This is a genomic window from Pseudomonas sp. GL_090 (assembly GCF_057837765.1).
Window position 1 is genome coordinate 4,663,884 of record NZ_CM174452.1, and the last position, 17,490, is coordinate 4,681,373.

At 61.8% G+C, this 17,490-nt stretch carries 13 protein-coding genes; 5 read left to right on the forward strand and 8 right to left on the reverse strand.

Annotated features, from left to right (window positions below; all coding sequences use genetic code 11):
• Positions 1 to 141: 141 nt before the first annotated feature.
• The 5 genes from AC3ITA_RS20885 to AC3ITA_RS20905 all read right to left on the reverse strand — a co-directional run bounded on the left by AC3ITA_RS20885 (position 142) and on the right by AC3ITA_RS20905 (position 4,471).
• Entirely contained in the window at positions 142 to 1,959 is a 1,818-nt protein-coding gene (locus AC3ITA_RS20885) for an ABC transporter ATP-binding protein (protein WP_489278313.1), read from the reverse strand.
• On the reverse strand, positions 1,952 to 2,554 hold the full coding sequence (locus tag AC3ITA_RS20890; protein WP_414929098.1) for a DsbA family protein: 603 nt from the start codon (positions 2,552 to 2,554) through the stop codon (positions 1,952 to 1,954). Before AC3ITA_RS20890 ends, AC3ITA_RS20885 begins: the two co-directional genes overlap by 8 nt.
• Positions 2,555 to 2,590: 36 nt before the next feature.
• Entirely contained in the window at positions 2,591 to 3,532 is a 942-nt protein-coding gene (trhO, locus tag AC3ITA_RS20895; RefSeq protein WP_489278314.1) for an oxygen-dependent tRNA uridine(34) hydroxylase TrhO, read from the reverse strand.
• Between the two features lie 102 nt (positions 3,533 to 3,634).
• On the reverse strand, positions 3,635 to 3,934 hold the full coding sequence (locus AC3ITA_RS20900) for a BolA family protein (protein WP_008048982.1): 300 nt from the start codon (positions 3,932 to 3,934) through the stop codon (positions 3,635 to 3,637).
• A 12-nt stretch (positions 3,935 to 3,946) separates the two neighbouring features.
• A complete protein-coding gene (locus AC3ITA_RS20905) occupies positions 3,947 to 4,471 on the reverse strand; it encodes a DUF2059 domain-containing protein (protein ID WP_489278315.1) in 525 nt (174 codons plus the stop codon).
• A gap of 191 nt (positions 4,472 to 4,662) precedes the next feature.
• Between AC3ITA_RS20905 and AC3ITA_RS20910 the strand changes: the two genes are divergently transcribed.
• Positions 4,663 to 6,057, forward strand: a complete 1,395-nt coding sequence (locus AC3ITA_RS20910; protein ID WP_008048978.1) for a class II fumarate hydratase — start codon at positions 4,663 to 4,665, stop codon at positions 6,055 to 6,057.
• 99 nt (positions 6,058 to 6,156) lie between these two features.
• On the opposite strand, the gene AC3ITA_RS20915 is transcribed toward AC3ITA_RS20910, so the two are convergent.
• The 3 genes from AC3ITA_RS20915 to pap all read right to left on the reverse strand — a co-directional run bounded on the left by AC3ITA_RS20915 (position 6,157) and on the right by pap (position 10,189).
• Positions 6,157 to 7,116, reverse strand: a complete 960-nt coding sequence (locus tag AC3ITA_RS20915) for a DMT family transporter (RefSeq protein ID WP_095943976.1) — start codon at positions 7,114 to 7,116, stop codon at positions 6,157 to 6,159.
• 265 nt (positions 7,117 to 7,381) lie between these two features.
• Positions 7,382 to 8,566, reverse strand: coding sequence for a thiolase family protein (locus AC3ITA_RS20920; protein ID WP_489278316.1), 1,185 nt, complete (start codon positions 8,564 to 8,566; stop codon positions 7,382 to 7,384).
• A gap of 102 nt (positions 8,567 to 8,668) precedes the next feature.
• A complete protein-coding gene (gene pap / locus AC3ITA_RS20925) occupies positions 8,669 to 10,189 on the reverse strand; it encodes a polyphosphate:AMP phosphotransferase (RefSeq protein ID WP_095943978.1) in 1,521 nt (506 codons plus the stop codon).
• A 153-nt stretch (positions 10,190 to 10,342) separates the two neighbouring features.
• Here pap and mnmC point away from each other — a divergent pair, with 153 nt between their 5' ends.
• The 4 genes from mnmC to AC3ITA_RS20945 all read left to right on the forward strand — a co-directional run bounded on the left by mnmC (position 10,343) and on the right by AC3ITA_RS20945 (position 17,333).
• Positions 10,343 to 12,322 (forward strand): bifunctional tRNA (5-methylaminomethyl-2-thiouridine)(34)-methyltransferase MnmC2/FAD-dependent 5-carboxymethylaminomethyl-2-thiouridine(34) oxidoreductase MnmC1, encoded by a 1,980-nt coding sequence (gene mnmC / locus AC3ITA_RS20930; protein ID WP_489278317.1) that lies wholly within the window; start codon positions 10,343 to 10,345, stop codon positions 12,320 to 12,322.
• A gap of 170 nt (positions 12,323 to 12,492) precedes the next feature.
• Entirely contained in the window at positions 12,493 to 14,265 is a 1,773-nt protein-coding gene (locus tag AC3ITA_RS20935) for an N-acetylglutaminylglutamine amidotransferase (protein WP_150672652.1), read from the forward strand.
• A 3-nt stretch (positions 14,266 to 14,268) separates the two neighbouring features.
• Positions 14,269 to 16,017, forward strand: a complete 1,749-nt coding sequence (gene ngg, locus AC3ITA_RS20940) for an N-acetylglutaminylglutamine synthetase (RefSeq protein WP_489278318.1) — start codon at positions 14,269 to 14,271, stop codon at positions 16,015 to 16,017.
• Positions 16,018 to 16,142: 125 nt separating this feature from the next.
• Complete coding sequence (locus AC3ITA_RS20945; protein ID WP_150672651.1) at positions 16,143 to 17,333, forward strand: osmoprotectant NAGGN system M42 family peptidase; 1,191 nt, start codon at positions 16,143 to 16,145, stop codon at positions 17,331 to 17,333.
• The last annotated feature ends 157 nt before the right edge of the window (positions 17,334 to 17,490 follow it).

A 17,490-nucleotide genomic window follows, 5' to 3' on the forward strand; every position in this document is an offset into this window, starting at 1 on the left:
AGCTAGACTAGGGGGCGATCCTGCTTCCGGCAAGCGACAAGCTTCGCCCGGAGGGAGTATCGGCCACTGAATTCGCTCGCGATGAATTTTTATAGTATTGAAACAGCGCTCTGCAACCTTGAAGCGACCTCGCTACAACCGCTACAACCGCTGCAAATGCCCATACAGCTTGGCGTACAACCCACCGTCGGCAATCAGTTGCTGGTGGTCGCCATCCTCGGCAACTTGCCCGCCGTCGAACACCAGCACCCGATCCGCCTGTTTTACCGCCGAAAGGCGGTGGGCAATGATCAACGTGGTGCGGTTGCTCAGGAACCGCGCCAAAGCCTGGTGCAGGTTGTATTCGGTGGCGGCGTCCAGTGCCGAGGTGGCTTCGTCGAGGATCACCACCTTGGGCTCGGCCAGCACCATTCGGGCGATGGCCAGGCGTTGACGTTGCCCGCCGGACAAACGCACCCCGGAGCGCCCGACGATGCTGTCCAGGCCATTGGGCAAATCCCGGACCGTGCCATGCAACTGGGCAATTTCCAGCGCCTGCCAGCAGGCCTCGTCACTGCGTTCGCGGCCCATGGTCAGGTTGGCCCGGATGGTATCGTTGAACAGCGCCGGATGTTGCAGGACCACGGCAACATTTTCCCGCACGGTTTCCAGGCCGATCTCCTGCTGGGTCGAACCGCCGAAGCGAATGGTTCCGGCCAACGGCGTGTACAAACCCAGCAGCAGTTGCACCAGCGTGCTCTTGCCACCGCCACTGGCACCGACGATCGCAACCTTTTCGCCGGGGGCGATGGACAGGTTCATCTGGTTCAGGACCAGTTCATCACCGTAACCGAAGCTCAACCCTTGTACTTCCAGCCCGACCGTCTCGCGACCGACGAAAGGGTCGACTCCGCCCGGGTATTGTGGCTCATCGGCCCGGGACAGCAGTTCGTTGATTCGCGACAGCGCACCGCCGGCAGCGTAGTAGGCATATTGCAGGTTCAGCAGTTGTTCAACCGGACCGATCATGAACCACAGGTAGCTGAACACCGCGAGCATCTGGCCGATTGAAAGGTCGGAAAACAGCACGGTGAGCATCGCCGCGGCCCGAAAAATATCGATGCCGAACTGGAACAGCAGACCGCTGGCTCGATTCGACGCATCGGTTTTCCATTGCGAATTCACCGCATAGTCACGCACGTCTCGGGCGCGTTGCCCCAGGCGACCGAGGAAAAACCCCTGGCGGTTGCCGGCGCGCACTTCCTGGATGGCGTCCAGGGTTTCGGTCAGTGCCTGGGTAAAGCGTGAAGTGCTGTCGTTCTCGAGTTTCTTCAGGTGCTTGACCCGCTTGCCCAATTGCACCGTGGCATAGATCACCAGCGGGTTGAACAGCAGAATCAGCAATGCCAGTTTCCAGTGCATCCACATCAGAATGCCTGCCGTGCCGACCAGGGTCAGCATGGCCACGAGGAAACGGCTGAGGGTTTCGCCGACGAATTTGTCCAGGGTGTCCAGGTCGGTGACCAGATGCGTGGTCACCGTGCCGCTGCCCAGGCTTTCGTATTCGCCCAGGGAGATACGCTTGAGACGCTCGATCAGGCGTATGCGAATGCGGTAGACGATGTCCTTGGCCAACCCGGCGAACAATTTCGCCTGCACCACGTTGAACAGCAACGCGGTGCAACGCAGGGTCAAGGTCACCACCAGCATCAGGCCGATGTAGCCCGCGGCCTTCTGCCAGCCTTCGGGCAGCGCGTGGTTCATGATCTTCAGCGCGGCATCACCATGCCCCAGCAACACCTCGTCCACCAGCAACGGCAGGAGCAAGGGAATCGGCACGCTGCACAGGGTCGCCAGCACGGCCACACCGTTGGCGATCCACAGGGATTTCTTGTGATGCAGGGCCAGGCGGCGGATTTCCGCCCAGCTCAGACGGTCGACACGTTTAGCGGGTGCGACATCATCAGGCAGGTCATGCACAGGCAGCACGCTCCAGCCAGCGGCCGAGCAGCGGGGACAACTCGCTCAACGGCTGATAGCCATTGGTCAACAACGCCAGTTGGCCGTTACGCTCGGCCAGCAGAGTGGGGAAACCGGCAATGCCCAGGTCCTGGACCCAGGTGAAATCAGCCGCCGTTGCGGCATGCATATCGGCGCGGTCAAACGCGGCGGCGAACTCGATGCGCGGCACGCCGGCTTGCTCGGCCAGTTCCACCAGCACGCTGGCGCGGGTGACATCCCGGCCTTCGACATAAAACGCATGCTGGATCAGCCCGAGCAGCTTCCAGGCGCAATCCGGCGCCAGTCCGCGCGCCGTCACCAGTGCCCGGCAGGCAGGCTCGGTGTCATAGACAAAGCCATCGGGTAACGCGCCCTCAAACTTGAAAGGCTGGCCGGTGGCTTCGGTGACCGCCTGCCAGTGTTCAAGGATGTAGCGTCGGGTGGTCGGCTCCAGCGCCGCACCGCTACCGGTGCGCAAACCACCCACGATCAGATGCACATCCACACCCGCGGCTTGCGCCTGCTCGACCAGTGCGTTGGCCACCGGGGCAAACCCCCAGCACCAGGAACACATCGGGTCCATCACATAAAGCAGGCGTGCAGACATGGTTCAGGCCTCGGAGGATGCTTGCTTGTAGTTGAAGCCGATCGGGTGAGGCTGGTTACGAGCCTTGGCCAGTTCGATCTGCTTCTGCCGGTCGATCGCGCTGCGACGGGTCTTCTCGCTCAGCTTATCCCAGCAATGCGGGCAACTGATGCCGGCCACGTAATGCTCGGACGCGCGGTCTTCCACGCTCACCGGCGTGCGGCAGGCATGACATTGATCGTAGTCGCCTTCGCTCAGGTCGTGACGAACGGTCACGCGGTTGTCGAACACGAAGCAGTCGCCCTGCCACTTGGTTTCTTCCTGCGGCACCTCTTCGAGGTACTTCAGGATGCCACCCTTGAGGTGAAAAACCTCACCGTAGCCCTCGCTGAGCATGTAGCTCGAGGCCTTCTCGCAGCGGATGCCGCCGGTGCAGAACATTGCGACCTTCTTGTGCACGGCCGGGTTGAAGTTGGCTTTGATGTAATCGGGAAACTCGCGAAAACTGGTGGTTTTCGGGTCGATGGCGCCTTCGAAGGTACCGATCGAGACTTCGTAATCATTACGGGTGTCGATCAACAGCACTTCGGGGTCGCTGATCAGGGCGTTCCAGTCCTGCGGATCGACGTAGGTGCCGACCTTTTTGTTCGGGTCCACGCCTTCCACGCCGAGGGTGACGATTTCTTTCTTGAGTTTGACTTTGGTGCGATAGAACGGCTGATCGTCGCAGTACGACTCTTTATGGTCGATGTCGTCCATGCGCGGGTCGTTCTTGAGCCAGGCCATCAGCCCGTCGATGCCTTCGCGGCTGCCGGACACGGTGCCGTTGATACCTTCTTCGGCAATCAGCAGGGTGCCTTTGATGCCGTTGTCGACCATCGCTTGCAGCAGGGGCTCGCGCAGGGCGACGTAATCTTCCAGGGTGACGAACTTATACAGTGCCGCCACGACAATCTGTTGTGTCATGGGTAAATCTCCAGGTGGCTACCCTCGTAAGGGGTGAACCGGATGCGAAAAAAAACGCGCCGGGTTAGCGGCGCGTTGGGCATTCTAACAAAAAACCTGTGTTTAGTGCTTGCTGCCGCCGGCACAGGTCGGCGAGGCCGGAGCCGCGTCGATCCGGGCCCATTCCTCTGGCGTGTAGGTATGCAGCGCCAACGCATGGAACTCGCCCATCAGCTCGCCAAGCGTGCCGTAGACCTTCTGGTGACGCTTGACCCGGTTCAGGCCTTCGAACTGCGCGCTGACCACCACCGCCTTGAAATGGGTTTGCAGCCCACGGCTGTGCATGTGGCTTTCATCCAGCACTTGCAGATGCTCGGGCTGAAGCAGGGCCAGCGTCGATTCGATGCGTTGTTGCATGGTCATACCGAACTCCGCTTAAGGCTTTTTCTTGGCTGGAGCAGCCGCGTCTTTCGGCGTCAGCTCGGCGGTCATGTCAGCCAGCAGCTTGTTGACCACAGGCACCGCGCTTTCCAGCTTGGCCTGGGTCATCTGGGCCGATTGCTGGGTCAGCTGAGGCATTTTTTCCAGGACTTTCTTGCCCAGTGGCGACTGGTAGAACGCAACCAGGTCCTTGAGCTCGGATTCGCTGAAGTTGGTGGTGTAGAGCTTGACCATGTCCGGTTTCAGCTTGTTCCAGCCAATGGCCTGGTCCAGAGCGGCGTTGGCCTTGGCCTGGTAGGTTTCCAGCACGGCTTTTTTCGACTCAGGGGCTTTGGTTTGTTCGAAACGCTGGGCAAACATCTGCTGTACTTGCATGTACACCGGGGTGCCCAGTTTGTCAGCGTGCGCCATGGTCAGGAAAGCCTCGGCACTGGCGTTATGGCTGGCGGTGTCGGCAAGAACCTGGCCGCTGGCGCAGACCAAAGCAACGGCGGTACAGATGGCACGAAGACGAGTCATCGAGTTTCCTTTTCTAGCTGGCGAGGTAAGACCCCAAGGGCGTCCATTCTGCGCCTAAAAAAGTGTGTCGCTCAACCCCAAGCCTTGTCGCGCCTGATTTAGAGGGGTTGAATGGTCAAATTCAGACTGATGGAACCACGGCCGTCGATCACGGCCTAAACTGCGCAATCGGACCTACAGGAGTGAGCAAGATGAGCCGTATCGAAACCGACAGCCTCGGCCAGGTTGAAGTCCCGGATGAAGCCTATTGGGGCGCTCAGACGCAACGCTCACTGATCAACTTCGCCATCGGCAACGAACGCATGCCGCTGGCCGTGTTGCATGCCCTGGCGCTGATCAAGAAAGCCGCGGCACGGGTCAATGATCGCAACGGCGACGTGCCCGCCGATATCGCGCGCCTGATCGAGCAGGCGGCCGACGAAGTGCTCGCCGGCGACCACGACGACCAGTTTCCGCTGGTGGTCTGGCAAACCGGCAGCGGTACCCAGAGCAACATGAACGTCAACGAAGTGATCGCCGGTCGCGCCAACGAGCTGGCCGGCAACCCCCGTGGCGGCAAGTCCCCGGTGCACCCCAACGATCACGTCAATCGCTCCCAGAGTTCCAACGACTGTTTTCCCACCGCCATGCACATCGCAGCCGTCCAGGCGGTGCAACAGCACTTGCTGCCGGCGATCAGTGAACTGACCGGCGGGCTGGCCGAACTGGCCGCACGCCATATGAAACTGGTCAAGACCGGTCGAACCCACATGATGGATGCGACACCGATCAGCTTCGGTCAGGAAATCTCGGCGTTCATCGCGCAACTCGATTACGCCGAGCGGGCAATCCGCAGCGCACTGCCCGCGGTCTGCGAGCTGGCCCAGGGCGGAACGGCCGTCGGCACCGGGCTGAACTCACCCCATGGCTTCGGCGAGGCCATCGCCGCGGAATTGGCAGCCCTCTCCGGCTTGCCGTTCATCACCGCGCCGAACAAGTTCGCCGCACTGGCCGGCCATGAGCCGCTGACCACGTTGTCCGGCGCACTGAAAACCCTCGCCGTGACACTGATGAAAATCGCCAACGATCTGCGCCTGCTGGGTTCCGGCCCGCGCGCCGGCTTCGCCGAAGTCAGGCTGCCGGCCAATGAACCGGGGAGTTCGATCATGCCGGGCAAGGTCAACCCGACCCAGTGCGAAGCACTGTCGATGCTCGCCTGCCAGGTGTTGGGCAACGACGTCGCCATCGGTTTTGCCGCCAGTCAGGGTCACTTGCAGTTGAACGTGTTCAAACCGGTGATCATCCATAACCTGCTGCAATCGATCCGTTTGCTGGCTGATGGCTGCAGCAACTTCCAGCAGCACTGCGTGGCCGGCCTGGAACCGGATGCGGAAAAAATGGCTGAACACCTGGAGCGCGGTCTGATGCTGGTGACGGCGCTCAACCCGCACATCGGCTATGACAAATCGGCGGAGATCGCCAAGAAGGCCTACAGCGAAGGCCTGACCTTGCGCGAGGCGGCGTTGCAGCTCGGGTATCTGACTGACGAAGAGTTCGATGCGTGGGTGAGGCCGGAGAACATGCTGGAGGCTGGGGCCAAGGGCTGAATTTTGCGCTGATTGAAAGTCCGTCTTCGCGAGCAGGCTCGCTCCCACACTGGATCTCTGGGGGAGCGAGCCTGCTCGCGAAGGGCGCGATGAAGATTTTCAGCCAACGACCATTTTGGCTTTTCTGGCCTTCAATCCGGCAATCAACGAAGGCCCCAACGCCACCAGCGCCGACCCCAGCACCACCAGCACCGCGCCGCCATATCCCAGGCCATTGATCGTCTCGGCATGCACATAGTCGGGCCACAGCCACGCAGCCATGGCAACCGCGGCAAAGGTCACCAGCGGCGTGATGGCCAGCGTCGCGCTGACCCGGGAAGCTTCCCAATGGGCCAGGGCCTCGGCAAACGCGCCATAGGCAATCAGGGTGTTGAGACAGCACGCCAGCAACAACCACCCCTGCAAGGGGTTCAATTGCAACGCTTCGAGCGGATGCACCCACGGCGTCAACAACAGCGCGCAAAACAGGTAGATCACCATCATCACCTGCAGCGAATTCCACACCGTCAGCAATTGCTTCTGCCCCAAGGCATAGAAGGTCCAGACCGTGGACGCCAGCAGCACCAGCAGCACGCCGGCGGTGTAGTCGGTCAGCGACGTGAGCAACTCACTCAAGCGCTGGTTGAAAAACAGCGCAAAGCCGATCAACAGCACCAGCAAGCCAATCCCCTGCCCCAGGCTGAAACGCTCCTTGAACACAAACAGGCTGGCGATCAGCAGCATGATCGGGCCCATCTGCACCACCAATTGCGCCGTGCCGGGGCTGAGCAGGTTCAGGCCCATCAGATACAAAACATAGTTACCGACCAGTCCGAGCACCGCCATCAGCACCAACCAGCCACCACGAGGTCCGAGCACCTTGCGGCTGGGTAGACGCCTGGTGGCCGCCAGGTAAATGAACAGGCAGCCGCCGGACACCAGCAGACGAAACCAGGTCACCGTCACCGGATCCATCACCAGCAACACCTGCTTGAGCTTGATCGGCAGGATTCCCCACAACAGCGCGGTCAACAAGGCCAGGAACAGACCGTAACCCCAGCGACCCGATGAAATGTGCATGTGAACCCCAACGCCAACTGACAGGAGTCGTCATTCTAGGCTTGGAGCGGTGACGTACACAGGGACAGTTTTGGACTGGCCGCGAATGAAACTGTGCGGGTCGCAATCTTTGAGGGGGATTTTTTACAACCGAGGTGAGCCCATCGCGAGCAGGCTCGCCCCCACAGTGATTAGCGGCGATCACAAATGTTGTGTACGCCACCAAACCTGTGGGAGCGAGCCTGCTCGCGAAAGCTATCTGGCAGACAACGAAAAATATCGAGGCTTAACGCACCGCCTCAAACAACCCCGTAGCCCCCATCCCGCCACCCACGCACATGGTGACGATGCCGTACCGCAGATTGCGTCGCTGCAACTCACGAACCAGATGCCCGACTTGGCGCGAGCCGGTCATGCCGAACGGGTGACCGATGGAAATCGAGCCGCCGTTGACGTTGTACCGGGCGTTGTCGATTTCCAGCCGGTTGCGGCTGTACAGGCACTGCGAGGCGAACGCTTCGTTGAGTTCCCACAGGTCGATGTCGTCAATCCGCAAACCTTTGGCCTTGAGCAGTTTCGGTACCGAAAACACCGGGCCGATGCCCATCTCGTCCGGCGCGCAACCGGCCACGGTAAAGCCGCGGAAGAACGCTTTCGGCTTGAGCCCCAGCTCCAGTGCTTTTTCGAGGCTCATCACCAGGGTCATGGACGCGCCGTCGGACAGTTGCGAAGAGTTGCCCGCCGTGACCGAGCCATCTTCGGCGAACACCGGTTTCAATCCGGCCAGGCTTTCCAGGGTGGTGTCCGGTCGGTTGCAGTCATCGCGGTCGACGATGCCGTCGAGGATCTGTGCCTGACCTGTGGCCTTGTCTTCGACGCGATACTTCACCGCCATCGGCACGATTTCATCGCTGAACAACCCGGCGGCCTGCGCCGCTGCGGTACGTTGCTGGCTTTGCAGCGCGTACAGGTCCTGCTCTTCACGGCTGACGCCGTACCGACGCGCGACGATTTCAGCCGTCTGGCCCATCGGAAAATAGATGCCCGGCACCTGCTCCTTGAGCAGCGGGTTGATCAGGTTGTCGGTGTTGACGCTCTTCATGGTCAGGCTGATGGACTCGACGCCGCCGGCGACGATGATGTCGCTGCAACCCGAAGCGATCTGGTTGGCGGCGATGGCGATCGCCTGCAAGCCCGAAGAACAGAACCGGTTGAGGGTCATGCCGGCCGTGCCGATACCCAGGCGCGAGAGCACCGCGACATTGCGACCGATATTGAAACCCTGGGCACCTTCGTTGGAGCCGGCACCCACGATGCAGTCCTCGACGCTCGCCGGATCGATACCGGTGCGCGCCAACAGTGCATCGACACAGTGGGCCGCCATGTCATCCGGGCGGGTCATGTTGAATTTACCGCGAAAGGATTTGGCCAGGCCGGTCCGTACGCTGTCGACGATCACCACTTCACGCATGGCATACCTCATTGTTGTTATCGGTTGAGAGTGGACCGAGCATAAGTCCAGCGCTTCACCGACCGCGACGATCATTCACCTCGCGTATGCGTAACCATGGCCTCAATTCTTGTCCTTGCGCTTGCGTTCATGCCGGTCGGATTTCTCGAAAGCCTCTTCCAGCGCCCGGTTGATGGTGCGTAGCACCTTGACCCGTGCCCAGCGCTTGTCATTGGCTTCCACCAGGGTCCATGGCGCAATCTCGGTACTGGTACGGTCGACCATGTCACCGACCGCCGCACGATAGTCATCCCATTTTTCACGGTTACGCCAGTCATCTTCAGTGATCTTGAAGCGCTTGAAGGGAATCTTCTCGCGCTCCTCGAAGCGCTCCAATTGCGTCTGCTTGTCGATCGACAGCCAGAACTTGACCACGATCACACCGGCGTCGGCGAGCTGTTCTTCGAAATCGTTGATTTCACCATAGGCACGCAGCCAGTCCGCCGGGCTGCAAAAGCCTTCGATGCGCTCCACCAACACCCGGCCATACCACGAGCGGTCGAACACCGTGAACTTGCCCCGGGCCGGCAGGTGCCGCCAGAAACGCCATAGATACGGCTGCGCCCGTTCTTCTTCGGTTGGCGCGGCAATCGGTACGATGCTGTACTGACGCGGATCCAGCGCTGCCGCTACCCGACGGATCGCCCCACCTTTGCCAGCCGCGTCATTGCCCTCGAACACCGCCACCAGTGCGTGGCGGCGCATGCGTTTGTCACGCATCAACCCGGAAAACCGCGCCTGCTCGGTGATCAGTTGTTCTTCGTAATCATCCTTGTCCAGGTGCAGGGTCAGGTCCAGACTGTCGATCAGGTTCACTTGATCGACACTGGGGAACACTGGCGCGGCGCTGACCTTTTCCGGATGGATCTTCGGTCGCTTCAATGCCCCTTGCAGGCCCGCCAGCAGAATCCGACCCACGGCCAGGCTGCGATAATGGGCATCCGCCCCGGCGATCACATGCCAGGGTGCATAGTCACGGCTGGTTCGACGCAGCGCCCGTTCACCATACTTCACGAACCGGTCGTAGGTTTGCGACTGCTGCCAGTCCAGCGGGCTGATGCGCCAGCTGTGCAGCGGGTCGTCGGCCAATGCCTTGAGGCGTGCCTTCATTTGCTTTTTCGAGAGGTGAAACCAGAACTTGAAGATCAGCGCACCTTCATCGCAGAGCATCTTTTCCAGGCGCTCGGCGCCATTGATCGCCTGGTCCAGTCGCGGATCCTTGAACTCGCCATGGACCCGCCCCTGCAGCATCTGGCTGTACCAGTTGCCGAAGAAAATCCCCATGCGCCCCTTGGCCGGGAGCATCCGCCAGTACCGCCAGGCCGGCGGCCGCGCCAGTTCTTCATCGGTTTGCTGATCGAAGGTACGCACCTCGATCAAGCGCGGGTCCATCCACTCGTTGAGCACCTTGATCGTCTCACCCTTGCCGGCACCTTCGATGCCATTGATCAAAATGATCACCGGAAAGCGGCGTTGCTGCTGCAATTCGAATTGCGCTTCGAGCAACGCTTCGCGCAGGGCCGGGATTTCGGCGTCGTAGGTTTCTTTGTCGATGGCGTGATCGATTTCGGCGGATTCAAACATAAGCGGCTCCCTTCCAGATGTGAGCAAGACTAGCGGATTGAACTGAAGGCCAGCAGAGATTCTCCCGGTCTCGGCCAATGCATACCTTGCCACGGATCAAGCACCACGCCGTCGATCGGCTAGAATGGCGGCCTTGCCGTTGCCGAGCCTGCCATGAAACCTGTATTGCCCCACGCCCAGCTCGACTGGGACGACCAAGGTCGCCCGTATTCGCGGGTATTCGACGATGTGTATTTCTCCGACCAGTCGGGGCTGGACGAAACCCGCTATGTCTTTATTGAGCAGAACCGTCTGGTGGAGCGTTTTGCTGCCCTGCCCGAGGGCGGGCGGCTGGTCATCGGTGAAACCGGGTTCGGCACCGGGCTGAATTTTTTGTGCGCCTGGCAGGTGTTCGATCAACACGCGGCGGCCGGTGCGCGGCTGCATTTTGTCAGCGTCGAGAAGTACCCGTTGAGCCCCGACGACTTGCAGCGGGCCCTGGCGCTGTGGCCGGAACTCAAGGTGTTTGCCGATCAACTGCTTGAGCAATACGTGGCCATCCATCAGGGCTTTCAGCGCCTGACGCTGGACCACGGCCGCGTGACGCTGACCCTGCTGATCGGCGATGCACTGGAGCAACTGCCGCAACTCGATGCCCGAATCGACGCCTGGTTCCTCGACGGTTTCGCCCCGGCGAAAAACCCCGACATGTGGACCGCCGAGCTGTTTGCCGAACTGGCGCGCCTGGCCGCCCCCGGTGCTTCCATCAGCACGTTCACCAGCACTGGCTGGGTGCGGCGCCTGCTCAACGCCGCCGGCTTCAAGATGAAACGCACCCCCGGCATTGGCCACAAATGGGAAATCCTGCGCGGCGAGTTCCTCGGCTGGCCCCAGGAAAAACCGACCCCGGCCCTGGATAAACCCTGGTTCGCCCGGCCGGCCACGCTGACCGGCGAACGCCAGGCTCTGGTGATCGGTGCCGGCCTGGCCGGTTGTGCCAGCGCCGCCAGTCTTGCCGCGCGGGGCTGGCAAGTGACTTTGCTGGAGCGCCACGACGCCATCGCCCAGGAAGCCTCGGGCAACCCGCAGGGCGTGCTCTACCTGAAGTTATCCGCCCATGGCACGGCGCTGTCGCAAATGATCGTCAGCGGATTCGGCTACACCCGACGCCTGCTCGAACACTTGCAACGGGGCCGCGACTGGGACGATTGCGGCGTGTTGCAGTTGGCGTTCAACGCCAAGGAAGCCGAGCGTCAAGCGCAGTTGGCAGCGGCGTTTCCAGCGGACTTGCTGCACCTGCTGGATCAACCCGAGGCACAGGCCGTGGCCGGCATCGGGCTGGCACAGGGTGGCCTGTTCTATCCCGAAGGCGGCTGGGTTCATCCACCGGCGTTGTGCCAGTGGCAGGCTGCGCATCCACAGATTCAACTGCTCACCCATCACGATGCGCTGGAGCTGCGCAAAGTTGAAGGCCGTTGGCAAGCCTGGGACGGCGAGCGCTTGCTTGCCGACGCCCCCGTGGTGGTGCTCGCCGGTGCCGCCGAAATCCGGCGTTTCCCCGAGAGCGCCGAGTTGCCGCTCAAACGCATTCGCGGGCAAATCACCCGACTGGTGCAAACCCCGCAAAGCCAGGCCCTGAGCACCGTGGTGTGCGCCGAAGGCTATGTCGCCCCTGCCCGTTTGGGCGAACACACCCTGGGAGCCAGTTTCGATTTCAAGAGCGATGACCTGGCGCCGACTACGGCGGAACACCTGGGCAACCTGGCCATGCTCGAAGAGATTTCCCACGATCTGGTCGAGCGTTTACAGGCCGATAAACTTGCACCTGAAAGTCTCCAGGGTCGCGTTGCCTTTCGCTGCACCAGCCCCGACTACTTGCCAATCGTCGGTCCGTTGGCCGACACCCAGGCGTTCACTCAGGTGTATGCAGCACTCAGCAAGGACGCCCGGCAGGTGCCGGACGTCGAATGCCCATGGCTTGACGGTTTGTACATCAACAGCGGTCACGGCTCGCGCGGCCTGATCACCGCGCCGCTGTCCGGAGAACTACTGGCAGCCTGGCTGGACAACGAACCCCTGCCATTGCCCAGAAGCGTGGCCGAAGCCTGTCACCCCAACCGGTTTGCCTTGCGGCGCCTGATCCGGGGCAAGTAGTCGATACAGCAGTCGAAGTCGCCCTCATGGGGCGATTCGGCCGTGGTCAGTCGCGCATATAACTCATCGATCTAAAACTCCCCTTACCGAGGAGGGTCACTTTCTGAGTACCCGCTGTTTCGACGCGGTATCGATCGACCCTCCCCAACGGAAAAACCGGTAAGGAATTTATGTGCGGATTAGCTGGCGAGTTACGTTTTGATCATCAACCTGCAGACCTTGCAGCCATTGAACGAATCACCCATCACCTGGCCCCTCGCGGCCCCGACGCCTGGGGATTTCATAGCCAGGGGCCGGTTGCCCTGGGCCATCGGCGCCTGAAAATCATGGACCTGTCAGACGGCTCGGCGCAGCCGATGATCGACCCGCAACTGGGCTTGTCCCTGGCCTTCAACGGGGCGATCTACAACTTTCCGGAACTGCGCACGGAACTTGAAAACCTGGGTTACGCCTTCTATTCCGGTGGCGACACCGAAGTGTTGCTCAAGGGCTATCACGCCTGGGGCGAAGCGCTGCTGCCGAAACTCAACGGCATGTTTGCCTTTGCCATTTGGGAGCGCGATGCCCAACGCCTGTTCATCGCCCGCGACCGACTCGGCGTAAAACCGCTGTACCTGTCGCGCACCGGCCAGCGCCTGCGCTTCGCCTCGGCCCTGCCGGCATTGCTCAAGGGTGGCGACATCAACCCGCTCCTCGATCCCGTGGCGCTCAATCACTACCTGAATTTCCACGCCGTGGTCCCGGCACCGCGCACCTTGCTGGCGGGCATTGAAAAACTGCCGCCGGCCACCTGGATGCGCATCGAAGCCGATGGCCGCACCGAACAGAAAACCTGGTGGACCCTGCCCTACGGCCCTAACGCCGATGAGACGGACTTGAGCCTCGAAGACTGGCGCGACCGTGTACTCGACAGCACCCGCGAAGCGGTAGCGATTCGACAGCGTGCGGCGGTGGATGTCGGCGTGCTGCTGTCCGGTGGTGTCGATTCCAGCTTGCTGGTGGGCCTGTTGCGGGAAGTCGGCGTGGACAATCTGTCGACCTTCTCCATCGGCTTCCAGGATGCCGGCGGCGAACGCGGCGACGAGTTCCAGTATTCCGACCTGATCGCCAAACACTACGGCACGCAGCACCATCAACTGCGCATCGACGAAAAGGAAATCATCGAACAACTGCCCGCCGCCTTCCGCGCCATGAGTGAGCCGATGGTCAGCCATGACTGCATCGCCTTCTATCTGTTGTCCCGGGAAGTAGCCAAACACTGCAAAGTCGTCCAGAGCGGCCAGGGCGCCGATGAGCTGTTCGCCGGTTACCACTGGTATCCGCAAGTGGACGGTGCGAGCGATCCGTATTCCGCGTACCGCGAAGCGTTTTTTGACCGCAACTACGACGACTACGCCGCCACCGTGCAACCGAAATGGCTGACTGCGAATGACGCCGCCGGTGACTTCGTCAAAGCCCATTTCGCTCAGCCCGGTGCCGATGCGGCGGTGGACAAGGCCTTGCGTCTGGACAGCACGGTGATGCTGGTGGACGACCCGGTCAAGCGGGTCGACAACATGACCATGGCCTGGGGCCTGGAAGCGCGCACGCCGTTTCTCGACTACCGCCTGGTGGAGCTGTCGGCACGGATTCCGGGGCGTTTCAAACTGCCGGACGGCGGTAAGCAAGTCCTGAAGGAAGCGGCGCGACAAGTGATTCCCAGTGAAGTGATCGACCGCAAGAAAGGTTACTTCCCGGTGCCGGGCCTCAAGCATTTGCAGGGCGATACGCTGGAATGGGTGCGCGAGCTGCTGCTCGATCCGAGTCAGGATCGCGGCCTGTTCCACCCGGCGATGCTCGATCGACTGCTGACCGACCCACAGGGTCAATTGACGCCATTGCGCGGCTCGAAGCTGTGGCAACTGGCAGCCCTGAACCTGTGGCTCAGCGAACAAGGAATCTGACCGATGAAATCTCACGCCACGGCTTTCAGCCAACGCCTGTTGCGCGGCCAGTCACCCTCCTACGAACGCTTGCAGGCACGTCTTGCCGAGGATCGCTGTGAACGCGGCGGGGCGCCGATTGCCGTGCATTGCGGCTGGGGGCGCCTGCTGATCGGCCACACCTTTGCCGATGCCGCGAGCCTGGCCGGGGAGTTGCTCAACGAGCAGCCCGGCGAGCGGGACATTGCCCTGTACGTCGCCGCGCCCCAGCAAGTGCTGGGGCTGGAGCCGACGCAGTTGTTCCTCGACCCGTCCGATACCTTGCGCCTGTGGTTCAGCGACTACCGTCAGGCGACCCGGGTGTTTCGCGGTTTTCGCATTAGACGTGCGCAAAGCGATGCCGACTGGCAGGCGATCAATCAGCTGTATCAGGCCCGTGGCATGTTGCCGATCGATGCCACCCTGCTGACGCCGCGCCATCTGGGCGGCCCGGTGTACTGGCTGGCCGAAGACGAGGACAGCGGCGCGGTCATCGGCAGCGTCATGGGCCTCAACCACCACAAGGCCTTCAACGACCCGGAAAACGGCAGCAGCCTGTGGTGCCTGGCGGTCGACCCGCATTGTGCGCGACCAGGTGTCGGTGAAGTGCTGGTGCGGCATTTGATCGAACACTTCATGAGTCGCGGGCTCGCCTGCCTCGACCTGTCGGTGCTGCACGACAACCGCCAGGCGAAAAGCCTTTACGCCAAGCTCGGTTTTCGCAACCTGACGACCTTCGCCATCAAGCGCAAGAACGGCATCAATCAACCGCTGTTTCTCGGGCCCGATCCGGAAGCCGCGTTCAATCCCTACGCGCGGATCATTGTCGAGGAAGCACACCGTCGTGGCATCGATGTGCACGTCGATGACGCCGACGCTGGGATGTTCACCCTCAGCCATGGCGGGCGCCGGGTACGTTGCCGTGAATCCCTGAGCGACCTGACCAGTGCCGTCAGCATGACCCTGTGCCAGGACAAAAGCCTGACCCACAAAGTGCTCAAGGCCGCCGGGTTGAACTTGCCGGCGCAGCAACTGGCGGGTAACGCCGATGACAACCTGGCGTTCCTCGATGAACACCAACGCGTGGTGGTCAAGCCACTCGATGGTGAACAAGGCCAAGGGGTGGCGGTGGATTTGCGCACCATCGAGGAAGTGCAGCAAGCCATAGAAGCCGCTCGCCACTTCGACAGCCGCGTGTTGCTGGAAAGTTTCCACGAAGGCCTGGACCTGCGCATTGTGGTGATCGGTTTTGAAGTGGTCGCCGCCGCCATTCGCCGGCCGGCCGAAGTGGTGGGCGACGGCCAGCACTCCATCGGTGCATTGATCGAAGCCCAGAGCCGGCGGCGACAAGCGGCCACCGGTGGCGAAAGCAAGATCCCGCAGGACCGGGAAACCCAGCGCACCTTGCGTGCCGCCGGTTACGACTACAGCAGCATTCTGCCGGCCGGTGAGCACCTGTTCGTACGGCGCACGGCGAATCTTCATACCGGCGGCGTGCTTGAAGACGTCACGGCGATCCTGCACCCGACGCTGGTGGATGCGGCGGTACGGGCCGCGCGGACACTGGACATTCCCATGGTCGGCCTCGACCTGATGGTGTCCGCCGCTGACCAGCCGGACTATGTATTTATCGAAGCCAACGAACGGGCCGGGCTGGCCAACCATGAACCGCAGCCGACGGCGGAGCGGTTTGTGGATCTGTTGTTTCCGTACAGTCAGCCGGTGGTCTCTTAGCCATGTGTTGTCTGGACTGGCCCTTTCGCGAGCAGGCTCGCTCCCACATTTGATCGCGTTCCCCCTGTAGGAGCGAGCCTGCTCGCGAAGGCGGCCGTACAGGCGATAACCAATCAGGAGTCTCCATGACCAGCAAAATCCCCGAGCCGGACCTCGGCTATCTGCAAAAAGTGCTGCTGGAGATGCTCGCCATTCCCAGCCCCACCGGGTTCACCGACACCATCGTGCGTTACGTCGCCGAACGCCTTGAAGAACTGGGCATTCCCTTCGAGCTGACCCGTCGCGGCACCATCCGCGCCACGCTCAAGGGCAAGAAGAACAGCCCCGACCGCGCCGTTTCCGCCCACCTGGACACCATCGGCGCGGCGGTGCGTGCAGTGAAGGACAACGGCCGCCTGACCCTCGCGCCCGTCGGCTGCTGGTCCAGCCGCTTTGCCGAGGGCAGCCGGGTCAGCCTGTTTACCGACCATGGCGTGATCCGTGGCAGCGTTTTGCCGCTGATGGCTTCCGGGCACGCGTTCAATACCGCCGTGGATGAGATGCCGATCAGTTGGGATCACATCGAGTTGCGCCTGGACGCCTACTGCGCCACCCGTGCCGACTGCGAGTCGCTGGGCATCAGCGTCGGCGATTTCGTCGCCTTCGACCCATTGCCGGAGTTCACCGAAAGCGGCCACATCAGCGCCCGTCACCTCGACGACAAGGCCGGGGTGGCCGCGCTGCTGGCGGCGCTCAAGGCCATCGTCGACAGTGGCGAAGAGCTGATGATCGACTGCCATCCGCTGTTCACCATTACCGAGGAAACCGGCAGTGGTGCCGCAGCGGCGCTGCCTTGGGACGTCAGTGAATTCGTCGGCATCGACATCGCACCGGTCGCGCCTGGCCAACACTCCAGCGAGCACGCGGTGAGCATCGCCATGCAGGATTCCGGCGGGCCCTATGACTATCACCTGTCGCGCCACCTCCTGCGCCTGGCCAGCGACAACGAGTTGCCGGCACGCCGGGACCTGTTCCGCTACTACTTCAGCGACGCACATTCAGCGGTGACCGCCGGCCACGACATTCGCACCGCCCTGCTCGCCTTCGGCTGCGACGCCACCCACGGTTACGAACGCACCCACATCGACAGTCTCGCCGCCCTGAGCCGCCTGCTCGGTGCGTACATCCTCAGCCCGCCAGTGTTTGCCAGCGATGCACAACCGGCCAAGGGCTCACTGGACCGTTTCAGCCATCAGCTTGAACATGACACCCAGATGGAAAGCGATACGCGGGTGCCGTCGGTGGACAGTCTGGTGGGGCAGCGGTCGGAGAACTGATCAGGATCTTCATCGCCAGCCATGCCGCCATCGCGAGCAGGCTCGCTCCCACATTCGACCGCATTCCCATGGAAGAACTCGGTCTACTGTGCGAGCCTGCTCGCGATAGCGTCAGACCAGACAACACAAATCCCGGGCTGGCCGTCCACGCCCAATC

Excerpts from the sequence above, each read along its gene's own strand:
- AC3ITA_RS20890 (WP_414929098.1), bottom strand. The coding sequence starts at position 2,554 with ATGTGTTCCTGGTGCTGGGGGTTTGCCCCGGTGGCCAACGCACTGGTC.
- trhO (WP_489278314.1), bottom strand. The coding sequence starts at position 3,532 with ATGACACAACAGATTGTCGTGGCGGCACTGTATAAGTTCGTCACCCTG.
- AC3ITA_RS20900 (WP_008048982.1), bottom strand. The coding sequence starts at position 3,934 with ATGACCATGCAACAACGCATCGAATCGACGCTGGCCCTGCTTCAGCCC.
- AC3ITA_RS20905 (WP_489278315.1), bottom strand. The coding sequence starts at position 4,471 with ATGACTCGTCTTCGTGCCATCTGTACCGCCGTTGCTTTGGTCTGCGCC.
- AC3ITA_RS20910 (WP_008048978.1), top strand. The coding sequence starts at position 4,663 with ATGAGCCGTATCGAAACCGACAGCCTCGGCCAGGTTGAAGTCCCGGAT.
- AC3ITA_RS20915 (WP_095943976.1), bottom strand. The coding sequence starts at position 7,116 with ATGCACATTTCATCGGGTCGCTGGGGTTACGGTCTGTTCCTGGCCTTG.
- AC3ITA_RS20920 (WP_489278316.1), bottom strand. The coding sequence starts at position 8,566 with ATGCGTGAAGTGGTGATCGTCGACAGCGTACGGACCGGCCTGGCCAAA.
- pap (WP_095943978.1), bottom strand. The coding sequence starts at position 10,189 with ATGTTTGAATCCGCCGAAATCGATCACGCCATCGACAAAGAAACCTAC.
- mnmC (WP_489278317.1), top strand. The coding sequence starts at position 10,343 with ATGAAACCTGTATTGCCCCACGCCCAGCTCGACTGGGACGACCAAGGT.
- AC3ITA_RS20935 (WP_150672652.1), top strand. The coding sequence starts at position 12,493 with ATGTGCGGATTAGCTGGCGAGTTACGTTTTGATCATCAACCTGCAGAC.
- ngg (WP_489278318.1), top strand. The coding sequence starts at position 14,269 with ATGAAATCTCACGCCACGGCTTTCAGCCAACGCCTGTTGCGCGGCCAG.
- AC3ITA_RS20945 (WP_150672651.1), top strand. The coding sequence starts at position 16,143 with ATGACCAGCAAAATCCCCGAGCCGGACCTCGGCTATCTGCAAAAAGTG.